At 43.8% G+C, this 12837-nt stretch carries 3 protein-coding genes, 12 tRNA genes and 2 rRNA genes; 1 reads left to right on the plus strand and 16 read right to left on the minus strand.

Going from position 1 to position 12837, the window contains the following annotated elements; all coding sequences use genetic code 11:
* Nucleotides 1-73 precede the first annotated feature (73 nt).
* The 15 genes from JNUCC74_RS15640 to JNUCC74_RS15710 all read right to left on the minus strand — a co-directional run bounded on the left by JNUCC74_RS15640 (nt 74) and on the right by JNUCC74_RS15710 (nt 8030).
* Nucleotides 74-2993 (minus strand): 23S ribosomal RNA (locus JNUCC74_RS15640).
* Nucleotides 2994-3352: 359 nt separating this feature from the next.
* Nucleotides 3353-4917: ribosomal RNA gene (locus tag JNUCC74_RS15645) — 16S ribosomal RNA — on the minus strand.
* The 16S and 23S rRNA genes sit together here with 12 tRNA genes alongside, the layout of an rRNA operon.
* A gap of 374 nt (nt 4918-5291) precedes the next feature.
* Nucleotides 5292-5365: transfer RNA gene (locus JNUCC74_RS15650), tRNA-Ile, on the minus strand.
* A gap of 14 nt (nt 5366-5379) precedes the next feature.
* Nucleotides 5380-5453: transfer RNA gene (locus JNUCC74_RS15655), tRNA-Gly, on the minus strand.
* A 41-nt stretch (nt 5454-5494) separates the two neighbouring features.
* Nucleotides 5495-5571, minus strand: a tRNA-Pro gene (locus JNUCC74_RS15660).
* A gap of 5 nt (nt 5572-5576) precedes the next feature.
* Nucleotides 5577-5653, minus strand: a tRNA-Arg gene (locus JNUCC74_RS15665).
* 54 nt (nt 5654-5707) lie between these two features.
* Nucleotides 5708-5791 (minus strand) — tRNA-Leu (locus JNUCC74_RS15670).
* A gap of 51 nt (nt 5792-5842) precedes the next feature.
* Nucleotides 5843-5924 (minus strand) — tRNA-Leu (locus tag JNUCC74_RS15675).
* 16 nt (nt 5925-5940) lie between these two features.
* Nucleotides 5941-6016, minus strand: a tRNA-Lys gene (locus JNUCC74_RS15680).
* A gap of 173 nt (nt 6017-6189) precedes the next feature.
* A tRNA-Gln gene (locus JNUCC74_RS15685) sits at nt 6190-6264 on the minus strand.
* Between the two features lie 4 nt (nt 6265-6268).
* A tRNA-Asp gene (locus JNUCC74_RS15690) sits at nt 6269-6345 on the minus strand.
* Nucleotides 6346-6375: 30 nt separating this feature from the next.
* Nucleotides 6376-6447: transfer RNA gene (locus JNUCC74_RS15695), tRNA-Glu, on the minus strand.
* 10 nt (nt 6448-6457) lie between these two features.
* Nucleotides 6458-6549: transfer RNA gene (locus JNUCC74_RS15700), tRNA-Ser, on the minus strand.
* A gap of 5 nt (nt 6550-6554) precedes the next feature.
* A tRNA-Asn gene (locus JNUCC74_RS15705) sits at nt 6555-6629 on the minus strand.
* Between the two features lie 951 nt (nt 6630-7580).
* Entirely contained in the window at nt 7581-8030 is a 450-nt protein-coding gene (locus tag JNUCC74_RS15710; RefSeq protein WP_454066062.1) for a SprT family protein, read from the minus strand.
* 197 nt (nt 8031-8227) lie between these two features.
* Here JNUCC74_RS15710 and JNUCC74_RS15715 point away from each other — a divergent pair, with 197 nt between their 5' ends.
* Nucleotides 8228-9685 carry a catalase gene (locus tag JNUCC74_RS15715; protein ID WP_454066063.1) on the plus strand — a complete coding sequence of 486 codons (1458 nt, stop codon included), beginning with the start codon at nt 8228-8230 and terminating at the stop codon, nt 9683-9685.
* A 251-nt stretch (nt 9686-9936) separates the two neighbouring features.
* Here the strand turns inward: JNUCC74_RS15715 and JNUCC74_RS15720 are convergent, their stop codons facing one another.
* Nucleotides 9937-12102, minus strand: a complete 2166-nt coding sequence (locus tag JNUCC74_RS15720) for a Tex family protein (RefSeq protein ID WP_454066064.1) — start codon at nt 12100-12102, stop codon at nt 9937-9939.
* Between the last annotated feature and the right edge of the window lie 735 nt (nt 12103-12837).

Raw genomic sequence — 12837 nt, forward strand, 5'->3', positions numbered from 1 at the left:
ATTCTTCATAAAAAAGATTTTATACCTTAAAAACTAAATAAGAGATCATTCAACGACTATCTTTCCATTAGATTTAGTTAAGTCCTCGATCGATTAGTATTCGTCAGCTTCACGTGTCACCACGCTTCTACCTCGAACCTATCTACCTCATCATCTTTGAGGGATCTTACTCACTTGACGTGATGGGAGGTCTCATCTTGAGGGGGGCTTCATGCTTAGATGCTTTCAGCACTTATCCCTGCCACACGTAGCTACCCAGCTGTGCTCCTGGCGGAACAACTGGTACACCAGCGGTGTGTCCATCCCGGTCCTCTCGTACTAAGGACAGCTCCTCTCAAACCTCCAACGCCCACGACGGATAGGGACCGAACTGTCTCACGACGTTCTGAACCCAGCTCGCGTACCGCTTTAATGGGCGAACAGCCCAACCCTTGGGACCGACTACAGCCCCAGGATGCGATGAGCCGACATCGAGGTGCCAAACCTCCCCGTCGATGTGAACTCTTGGGGGAGATAAGCCTGTTATCCCCGGGGTAGCTTTTATCCGTTGAGCGATGGCCCTTCCATGCGGAACCACCGGATCACTAAGCCCGACTTTCGTCCCTGCTCGACTTGTAGGTCTCGCAGTCAAGCTCCCTTCTGCCTTTACACTCTACGAATGATTTCCAACCATTCTGAGGGAACCTTTGGGCGCCTCCGTTACCTTTTGGGAGGCGACCGCCCCAGTCAAACTGCCCGCCTGACACTGTCTCCGGACCGGATCACGGCCCTGGGTTAGAAGGTTCATACAGCCAGGGTGGTATCCCACGGGTGCCTCCACGTAAGCTGGCGCTCACGCTTCGATGGCTCCCACCTATCCTGTACAAGCTGTACAAACATTCAATATCAGGCTACAGTAAAGCTCCACGGGGTCTTTCCGTCCTGTCGCGGGTAATGCGCATCTTCACGCATCGTATAATTTCACCGGGTCTCTCGTTGAGACAGTGCCCAAGTCGTTGCACCTTTCGTGCGGGTCGGAACTTACCCGACAAGGAATTTCGCTACCTTAGGACCGTTATAGTTACGGCCGCCGTTCACTGGGGCTTCAGTTCTACGCTTCGTACCGAAGTACTAACGCTTCCCCTTTACCTTCCAGCACCGGGCAGGTGTCAGCCCCTATACTTCGCCTTTCGGCTTCGCAGAGACCTGTGTTTTTGCTAAACAGTCGCTTGGGCCTATTCACTGCGGCTCCTCCTACAAGGAGCACCCCTTCTCCCGAAGTTACGGGGTCATTTTGCCGAGTTCCTTAACGAGAGTTCTCCCGCTCACCTTAGGATTCTCTCCTCGCCTACCTGTGTCGGTTTGCGGTACGGGCACCTATGAGCTCACTAGAGGCTTTTCTTGGCAGTGTGAAATCCGGAACTTCGGTACTCATTTTCCCTCCCCGTCACAGCTTAGAATGATCGGACGGATTTTCCTATCCGACTCCCTTGCTGCTTGGGCGCACGCTTCCATCCGTGCGCTTTCCTTATCCTACTGCGTCCCCCCATCGCTCAAACACTCATGAGGTGGTACAGGAATATCTACCTGTTGTCCATCGCCTACGCCTTTCGGCCTCGGCTTAGGTCCCGACTAACCCTGAGAGGACGAGCCTTCCTCAGGAAACCTTAGGCTTTCGGTGAAAGAGATTCTCACTCTTTTTTCGCTACTCATACCGGCATTCTCACTTCAAAGCGCTCCACCAGTCCTCACGGTCTGACTTCACTGCACATTGAACGCTCTCCTACCATTGTTCCGAAGAACAATCCGCAGCTTCGGTGATACGTTTAGCCCCGGTACATTTTCGGCGCAGAGTCACTCGACCAGTGAGCTATTACGCACTCTTTAAATGGTGGCTGCTTCTAAGCCAACATCCTGGTTGTCTATGCAACTCCACATCCTTTTCCACTTAACGTATACTTTGGGACCTTAGCTGGCGGTCTGGGCTGTTTCCCTTTCGACTATGAACCTTATCACCCATAGTCTGACTCCCAAGGATAAGTAGTTGGCATTCGGAGTTTGACTGAATTCGGTAACCCGATGAGGGCCCCTAGTTCAATCAGTGCTCTACCTCCAGTACTCTTTCCTTGAGGCTAGCCCTAAAGCTATTTCGGAGAGAACCAGCTATCTCCGTGTTCGATTGGCATTTCACCCCTACCCACACCTCATCCCCGCATTTTTCAACATACGTGGGTTCGGGCCTCCAGTCAGTGTTACCTGACCTTCACCCTGGACATGGGTAGATCACACGGTTTCGGGTCTACGACCGCATACTCTGTTCGCCCTATTCAGACTCGCTTTCGCTGCGGCTCCGTGTCTTCCACTTAACCTTGCATACGATCGTAACTCGCCGGTCCATTCTACAAAAGGTACGCCGTCACCCATTAACGGGCTTCGACTACTTGTAGGCACACGGTTTCAGGTTCTCTTTCACTCCCCTCCCGGGGTGCTTTTCACCTTTCCCTCACGGTACTGGTTCACTATCGGTCACTAGGGAGTATTTAGCCTTGGGAGATGGTCCTCCCGGATTCCGACGGAATTTCTCGTGTTCCGCCGTACTCAGGATCCACTCCGGAGGAAGTTCCTTTTTGATTACAGGGCTGTTACCTCCTTTGGCGGATCTTTCCAGATCGCTTCATCTAAAGAACTTCTTGGTAACTCCTATGGAGTGTCCTACAACCCCAGAAGGCAAGCCTTCTGGTTTGGGCTCGTTCCGTTTCGCTCGCCGCTACTTGGGAAATCGCATTTGCTTTCCTTTCCTCCGGGTACTGAGATGTTTCAGTTCCCCGGGTCTGCCTCCTCTACCCTATGTATTCAGATAGAGGTACTGTTCCATTACGAACAGTGGGTTCCCCCATTCGGAAATTCCCGGATCAACGTCTACTTACGACTCCCCGAGACATATCGGTGTTAGTCCCGTCCTTCTTCGGCTCCTAGTGCCAAGGCATCCACCGTGCGCCCTTATTCACTTAACTAACTCGCTTTATGTGAAATAAGCTAGACGCTTTTTCGCCTTTATTGCTTTTGGTTTGATGTCGTTGTTACTCTTATTTAGTTTTCAAGGTACCATCTTTAAAGAGAGAATATTTACTCTCTCAAAACTGAACCAAACAACCTAGTATGTCTTCCGTATAGTCAGCTCAAACGTCTATCGTCGTTTTCGCTTTTTATTATTCCAGCTCCAGCGTTCAGCGACTAGTGAAACTTCCTTCCCCTCCGTACGATAAGTCAACATCGATTCGCCTCTCGGCTCTTCGTGTTTCCTTTATCTCCTTCGGTTCCGTCCAGTTCATACGTCGCTAAACGAACGCTTACGCTTTATCTTATTCCTTAGAAAGGAGGTGATCCAGCCGCACCTTCCGATACGGCTACCTTGTTACGACTTCACCCCAATCATTGGTCCCACCTTCGGCGGCTGGCTCCTTACGGTTACCTCACCGACTTCGGGTGTTACCAACTCTCGTGGTGTGACGGGCGGTGTGTACAAGACCCGGGAACGTATTCACCGCGGCATGCTGATCCGCGATTACTAGCGATTCCGGCTTCATGCAGGCGAGTTGCAGCCTGCAATCCGAACTGAGAATGGTTTTGTGGGATTTGCTTGGCCTCACGGCTTCGCTGCCCTTTGTTCCATCCATTGTAGCACGTGTGTAGCCCAGGTCATAAGGGGCATGATGATTTGACGTCATCCCCACCTTCCTCCGGTTTGTCACCGGCAGTCACCTTAGAGTGCCCAACTGAATGCTGGCAACTAAGATCAAGGGTTGCGCTCGTTGCGGGACTTAACCCAACATCTCACGACACGAGCTGACGACAACCATGCACCACCTGTCACTCTGTCCCCGAAGGGAACTCCCTATCTCTAGGGCCGTCAGAGGATGTCAAGACCTGGTAAGGTTCTTCGCGTTGCTTCGAATTAAACCACATGCTCCACCGCTTGTGCGGGTCCCCGTCAATTCTTTTGAGTTTCAGCCTTGCGGCCGTACTCCCCAGGCGGAGTGCTTAATGCGTTAACTGCAGCACTAAGGGGCGGAAACCCCCTAACACCTAGCACTCATCGTTTACGGCGTGGACTACCAGGGTATCTAATCCTGTTCGCTACCCACGCTTTCGCACCTCAGCGTCAGTTACAGACCAGAGAGTCGCCTTCGCCACTGGTGTTCCTCCACATCTCTACGCATTTCACCGCTACACGTGGAATTCCACTCTCCTCTTCTGTACTCAAGTCCTCCAGTTTCCAATGGCCCTCCACGGTTAAGCCGTGGGCTTTCACATCAGACTTAAAAGACCGCCTGCGCGCGCTTTACGCCCAATAATTCCGGACAACGCTTGCCCCCTACGTATTACCGCGGCTGCTGGCACGTAGTTAGCCGGGGCTTTCTGGTTAGGTACCGTCAAGGTGCCGCCCTATTTGAACGGCACTTGTTCTTCCCTAACAACAGAGTTTTACGATCCGAAAACCTTCTTCACTCACGCGGCGTTGCTCCGTCAGACTTTCGTCCATTGCGGAAGATTCCCTACTGCTGCCTCCCGTAGGAGTCTGGGCCGTGTCTCAGTCCCAGTGTGGCCGATCACCCTCTCAGGTCGGCTACGCATCGTCGCCTTGGTAGGCTTTTACCCCACCAACTAGCTAATGCGCCGCGGGCCCATCTGTAAGTGACAGCTTGCGCCGCCTTTTAACGTCTCCTTATGCAAGAAAACGTATTATCCGGTATTAGCCCCGGTTTCCCGGAGTTATCCCAGTCTTACAGGCAGGTTGCCCACGTGTTACTCACCCGTCCGCCGCTCGTTCCACATGCGTCACCCCCGAAGGGGTTCTGCTTGCTTCCCGCGCTCGACTTGCATGTATTAGGCACGCCGCCAGCGTTCGTCCTGAGCCAAGATCAAACTCTCCATAGAAAACTCACTTTTGGTATTTGCAAAAGTAAAGTTGCACTTGTGCAAATAAGAAACTGGTTTCTTATTTGCCAAAAAAGTTTGTAATGAAAAACACCGTTCTTCATTATTTCTTAGCTTCTCTCAAGATCTCTCTTGAGTTATTTCTTAGAAAAACAGAGACTGCTTTTCTTGACATACTGGTTGTTTTGTTCAGTTTTCAAAGAGCAAATATTGTTAATGTCTTTTGCGACAGCAACTTTTATAATATAACATTTTAAGAAGTAGCTGTCAATAACTTTTTTTGATTTTAAAGTCGCTCTTCTTAAAATAGCGACTTTATTAGAATAGCATATACTACTTTGTTTTGTCAAATGTTTTTTGCTTTTTTTTGCAAATGGGCCTGAGTGGACTTGAACCACCGACCTCACGCTTATCAGGCGTGCGCTCTAACCAGCTGAGCTACAGGCCCACAAGAATTTGTTTTGGAGCGGGTGAAGGGAATCGAACCCTCGTCATCAGCTTGGAAGGCTGAGGTTTTACCATTAAACTACACCCGCAAATAAAAAATGTAATATAATAAGGAAATAAAACAACTAAATGGTCGGGAAGACAGGATTCGAACCTGCGACCCCATGGTCCCAAACCATGTGCTCTACCAAGCTGAGCTACTTCCCGAATCATGGCGCGCCCGAGAGGAGTCGAACCCCTAACCTTTTGATCCGTAGTCAAACGCTCTATCCAATTGAGCTACGGGCGCTAATTTCAATCTTTTAATAGAGTGTAATCCATCAATAGATTCGAGACCATTAAATGCGGTCGAGAGGACTTGAACCTCCACGGGTTATACACCCACTAGGCCCTCAACCTAGCGCGTCTGCCATTCCGCCACGACCGCCTAAATTCATTTATAAAAAACTTAAAAGATGGTACAGATTCAAAATTCCAATGCGGGTGGAGGGAGTTGAACCCCCACGTCCGAAGACACTAGATCCTAAGTCTAGCGCGTCTGCCAATTCCGCCACACCCGCAAGTCTCTCATTGTAATGGTGAGCCATGGAGGATTCGAACCTCCGACCCTCTGATTAAAAGTCAGATGCTCTACCGACTGAGCTAATGGCTCATAATGAATAAGTGATTGTAAAAACAACTCTGTTCAAAGTAGACCCCTGCTTCTTCTTGTTTTTTTCACAGGTACTTTGTGCATCAGGTTTACTCGTAGCGTATTCGGTAGATGTTTAGCTTGTATCTGTACCGAACTAATAAAACATTGTGAAGTTATAAACTAAACAAAAGTGGCTGGGCTACTAGGATTCGAACCTAGGATACACGGGATCAAAACCCGATGCCTTACCGCTTGGCTATAGCCCAACACTGGCGGTCCGGACGGGACTCGAACCCGCGACCTCCTGCGTGACAGGCAGGCATTCTAACCAACTGAACTACCGGACCTTCTATTTTATTATAAAAGTAAAAACCAGATGACCCGTACGGGATTCGAACCCGTGTTACCGCCGTGAAAGGGCGGTGTCTTAACCGCTTGACCAACGGGCCAAATTTTTAATGGCGGAGAAGGAGGGATTTGAACCCTCGCGCCGTTATCAACGGCCTACACCCTTAGCAGGGGCGCCTCTTCAGCCACTTGAGTACTTCTCCTTGTATGGCTCCACAGGTAGGATTCGAACCTACGACCGATCGGTTAACAGCCGATTGCTCTACCACTGAGCTACTGTGGAATAAATGCAAATAAAGAATTGCAACGAAAAATATAATACACTATCTAAGGGAAATTGTCAACATTTTATGTGATTTTATTTGAAACTTTATGTAATAAGACCTGTTATAATTGACAGCTAATTTAATGTACCATGAATGACATAATTCGTCAATGGGTTACGACTATTTTTTTATATTTATAATTTTAAAGACAACTTAGCAATATCCAAGCTCTGATAAAGTGAAACTTATATTTCTTGGATGCCTTTCCCAAGAAATATTAGCTGAACGAATCGGGCATTTAGGTGCCGTTATACCTACCGCATATCCTCTTTGTATAACTCAAGATTTGGATGAGGAGGTTTACGGCACCTTACATGCGGGATAAAGTGAAACTTATATTTCTTAGAATGCCTTTCCCAAGAAATATTAGCTGAACGAATCGGGCATTTACTTGCAGTTAGATCCTCCCATCTAACTTCTTAGTTTTTTCCTTGAAGCACAGAAGTGGAGGTCTTACTGCAAGTTACATGCGGGATAAAAATGATTGTCTCATTTACTAGAGGTTATTCAAACAGCTCGGTAAAAATGTCGTACTCAATATATCATACGTTTGAGTGGAAGTTTTATATCCGAAGTAAACGTACGTGCTGCAACTAAGAACTGCTAACTGAGTTTTCTTTCATTACTTGTTTCTTGTGGCTCGTTTATCTTGGTGATTTTTACTGCGCTACTTGAAAATAGGCCGAACTGAACTTCGACGCATTAGGATATGACCGTGTAGGAGTTGCAACAAATAAAAAGTGGTGACAGCAATGCATCACGATTTTTCAAAGATGTTGCGGTATTAGCCAGTCTCAGGTCTATTAGCCACCTTTAGAACTCACATTTTCATCGTAAACCATTAAAAATGTATGAAAGCGCTCCTAAGTTAACATGTTTATTTGTTTCTACTTAATTATACTAACTCGTTAACTTTGTTGTAATTCTATTTTTCCTTTACATCTGCCACATCTGTATTTATTCGTATTTATTCTTCTCATCCGCCTGAATTCCTGACCGCAAACTTCACATTTATAAATATATTTACATTTTTGTTGTGAAGGAAGGGGTTTACAGTATCTTGGTGAATTCGTTGCACGTAGAAGCCTCTTGAAATCCTGGTCTCCATGTTTGTAACCTTTTCCTTCAATATGCAGATGGTAATGACAAAGCTCATGTTTAATAATACCAATAAATTCATCTTCTATTTCTAAATACTTTGGATTCAATTCAATCAGCTTTTTTGCCGGAATATATCTTCCCCCCGTTGTACGCAGTCGATGATTGAATTTCACTTCATGTAAAAAAGGTTTATGAAAATAACGGAGTGACAAAGTATTCACTAAATCATATACTTCTTTATCAGTTAGTTGATACATTTGAAAATTCACCTCTTCCATATCACGGTATTATCATATAAAAAAATACATTCTCTTGCACAAAAATAGTTTTTTTAATCAATGCCCTAATTATTATACTTATCTATTTAAAATAATTATAAGAAAGTATTGATTTTTATTTAGTTTACATTATAATATAGTTATAGTTCGACTATATGTTAGAAGGAGGAATTATTTTGCCTAATAATAGATTAACAACAGCTGCTGGAGCTCCGGTTAGCGATAACCAAAATTCAATCACTGCTGGTCATCACGGACCAACACTACTTCAAGATTTCCACTTGCTGGAAAAGTTAGCTCACTTTAATAGAGAACGTATTCCTGAACGAATCGTTCATGCAAAAGGAGCAGGTGCTCATGGATACTTTGAAGTAACGAATGATGAAATTTCTAACTATACAAAAGCAGATTTTCTCAGTGAAATTGGAAAGCGTACAGAAGTATTTGCTCGTTTTTCAACTGTTGCCGGAGAGTTAGGTTCTGCTGACACCGTACGAGACCCACGTGGTTTCGCTATTAAATTCTATACAAACGAAGGTAACTATGATCTAGTTGGAAATAATACACCAATATTCTTTATCCGTGATGCTATTAAATTCCCTGACTTTATTCATACTCAAAAACGTAATCCAAAAACCCATTTGAAGGACAAAGACATGGTATGGGATTTCTGGTCACTATCACCGGAATCACTCCATCAAATAACCTATCTTCATGGAGACCGCGGGATTCCCGCTACTTTCCGTCATATGAATGGATATGGAAGTCATACATTTAAATGGGTTAATCAAGAAGGGGAGGCATTCTGGATTAAGTATCACTTCATCAGCGAGCAAGGAGTAAAAGGCTTAGCTGCAGAGCTTGCTGAGAAAATTGCCGGGGAAAATCCTGATTATCACATAGAAGATTTATATAATGCAATTGAAAATGGCGATTATCCAGCTTGGAAGCTATATGTACAAATTATGCCTTATGAAGATGCAAAAACATATAAATGGGATCCATTTGATGTAACAAAGGTTTGGTCTAAGAAAGACTACCCGCGTATTGAAGTTGGTCGAATGGTATTGAATAGAAACCCAGAGAATTACTTTGCGGAAGTAGAACAAGCTGCGTTCTCACCTGGCCAATTCGTTCCCGGTATTGAGGCATCACCGGACAAAATGCTTCAGGGGCGTTTATTTGCATATTCTGATGCCCATCGCTATCGTCTCGGAGTAAACCATCACCAAATTCCTGTAAATAAACCAAAAGTTGAAGTAAATAATTATCAGCGTGATGGATTTATGGCTGTTAATGGAAATGGTGGAGGTAAGCCAAACTATGAACCAAACAGCTTTCATGGTCCTGTTGAAGACCCCTCAACAAAAATAAAACCATTTGAAGTTTATGGCGAAGCAGATAGTGTTCCTTATGACAGTGATGATCATTACACTCAAGCTGGTGACTTATATCGTTTAATGTCCTCCGATGAAAAAGATAGATTAATTAAAGCATTTGTCGACCATATGAAGCCGGTAACCAAAGACGAAATTAAGCTCCGTCAAATCAGTCACTTCTATAAAGCTGATCCTGAATGGGGCGAGCGAATTGCACAAGGACTCGGTCTTCAAGTTCCTGAAAGTGTAAAGTAACATATGAGGAACTATACGAAGTTAACATCGTCTGTTTAGTCTCACATCATCGTAAAGGCGGAATCATCGTCAGCTTTAAAAAAACAGGCATGGCTAAAAACCATGCTTGTTTTTCTTATTAGACAGTACATATATTCTAATATATTGTTTCTCCATATCATAAATTTTAACTGTCTAGCTATGTGACTACGTTATCTAACTTTACACTCTCTAAACATAACATTCTGTATAGATAGGTAGACAAAAGACTTTTATTCTTTAATCATGGATAAACCTATTCTACCCTTATTTACATCAATACTATCTACCCAAACTGTGATTACATCCCCGACGGATACCATATCCATTGGATGCTTTACAAACTTATGCGACATCTTTGATATATGAACAAGACCATCTTGTTTTACACCAACATCAACGAAAACCCCAAAATCGACAACATTTCTTACTGTCCCCTCCAGTTCCATACCAGGTTTTATATCTTCAAGAGATAATACATTTTTCTTTAAAATCGGTTGTGGAAAATCATCCCGAGGATCTCGCTCTGGTTTCATTAATGCTTCTAGAATATCATTAAGCGTAGGTTCGCCAATTTCGAGCTGGTTCACAATTTCTTTTTTATCAATCATCCGAATTGCTTCTTGCAGCTTGTCTGAACCAATATCTTCTACTTCACAACCTAAAATATAAAGTAATTTTTCGGTATTGGCATAGCTTTCAGGGTGAATTGGTGTACGATCGAGGGGATTATCTCCATCCATAATACGCAAAAAACCAATTCCTTGCTCATATGTTTTTGCCCCTAAACGAGGAATCTTTTTCAATTGCTTACGATTCGTAAATTTCCCTTCTTCTTCACGACGCTTAACAATGTTATTAGCAACTGTTTTACTAAGTCCGGACACGTATTGTAATAACGATGAAGAAGCCGTATTCACATTTACTCCTACTTGGTTTACAGCTGTTTCGACAACAAAAGAAAGTGATTCATTCAATGCTTTTTGACTGACATCATGTTGGTATTGACCTACTCCAATCGATTTTGGATCAATTTTTACCAATTCAGCTAATGGATCTTGAACACGTCGTGCTATGGATACAGCACTTCTCTCTTCAACCTGTAAATCGGGAAATTCTTCTCTAGCAAGCTTTGATGCCGAATATACACTAGCTCCTGCTTCATTTACAATAATATATGGAATAGCTAACTCATTGTTATTAATTACATCTGAGATAAACTGTTCCGTTTCCCTTGAAGCTGTGCCGTTACCAATTGCAATTAATTCAATATGATATTTTTGGATAAGCTCCAAAACAATTTTCTCAGCCCCCGCTATATCATTTTTCGGTGCAGTAGGATACATCACACCGACATGATGAACTTTTCCTGTTTCATCAACTACTGCCAACTTACATCCAGTACGAAAAGCGGGGTCAACACCAAGTACGGTTTTCCCTTTTAAAGGCGGTTGTAATAATAAGCTTTTTAAGTTTTTAGAAAACACATTGATCGCATGTTGTTCTGCCTTTTCTGTTAGGCTGCTGCGTATCTCTCTTTCAATAGAAGGCTGGATTAAACGCTTATAACTATCATCAATCGCATGTTGTAGCAGTTCTTTGATGTCACTACTTACAGACTGTTTAATGATTCGCTCGTTTAAAAATTCAATAATTCTGTCTGTTGATGGATGAATGGAGACTTTTAAAACCCCTTCCTTTTCACCTCGGTTAAGTGCTAAAATTCGATGAGATACAAGGGAACGAATGGGTTCATGAAACTCATAGTACATTTCATATACTTGCTTTTCATCTTTTTCAACATCTTTTGCTTCCGATTCAATCGATCCTCGCTTGACCGTTTCATCTCTCATGTATTCTCGGTATGCAGGTTCTTCTGATATCCATTCTGCAATAATATCATTTACCCCCGCTAACACATCTTCGACAGTATGTAATTCATGCTCCTCTGAAATATATTTGACCGCTTCCTCATTAAGCTCGGTAATCTCCTGTTGCCAAACCAGCTCTGCTAATGGCTCTAATCCTTTCTCTTTTGCAATTGTAGCTCTTGTTCGGCGTTTTTGCTTGTAAGGACGATAAAGATCCTCTACTCGTTGCAGTTGCATAGCTTGTAGAATTTCCTGTCTTAGCTCGTCTGTCAACTTTCCTTGTTCTTCAATACTTCTTAAAACCTCTTGCTTTCTTTCAGATAGGTTTACGACATAATTCCATTTATCTTGAACTAATTTAATTTGTACTTCATCCAAACCACCTGTTACTTCCTTACGGTAACGTGCAATAAAAGGAACCGTATTTCCATCTTCCAATAATGCAATCACTTTATTTACAATAGGTACTTTTACTTTTGTCTCATTCGCTACCCAAAAAGTTAAATCTTGATTTATTTCATTTGTCACAAGTTCTCCTCCTTTACTACGTTGTCTATTTTATCAAAAATAGCAGAACTTTCCTAATGTCGTTATCTCCTACTTGGACTCCTTCGTATTCTTTATAAATCTTAAAAAGGGATCGGGATAAAGTGAAACTTCATTTCTTGGAATGCTTTTTCCAAGAAATGTTAGCTGAACCAATCGGGCATTTAGGTGCCGTTTTCTCACACTCAGATCCGTCTGTATCAACTCAGGTCTTGATGTGGGAGTCTTACGGCACCTTACATGCGGGATAAAGTGAAACTTCATTTCTTGGAATGCTTTTTCCAAGAAATGTTAGATGAACCAATCGGGCATTTAGGTGCCGTTTTCTCACACTCAGATCCGTCTGTATCAACTCAGGTCTTGATGTGGGAGTCTCACGGCACCTTACATGCGGGATAAAGTGAAACTTCATTTCTTGGAATGCTTTTCCCAAGAAATGTTAGCTGAACCAATCGGGCATTTAGGTGCCGTTTCTCACACTTAGATCCTTCTGCAACTCAGGTCTTGATGTGGGAGTCTTACGGCACCTTACATGCGGGATAAAGTGAAACTTCATTTCTTGGAATGCTTTTTCCAAGAAATGTTAGATGAACCAATCGGGCATTTAGGTGCCGTTTCTCTTAAAAGATGCACAAAACATAAGCCGATGTTGACTTATCAAACAAAGGAAATCAAAGTTTGCTTGCAGCACAGGCGCTTAACTAGACGATGCTACTT

This window comes from Cerasibacillus sp. JNUCC 74 (assembly GCF_053667775.1).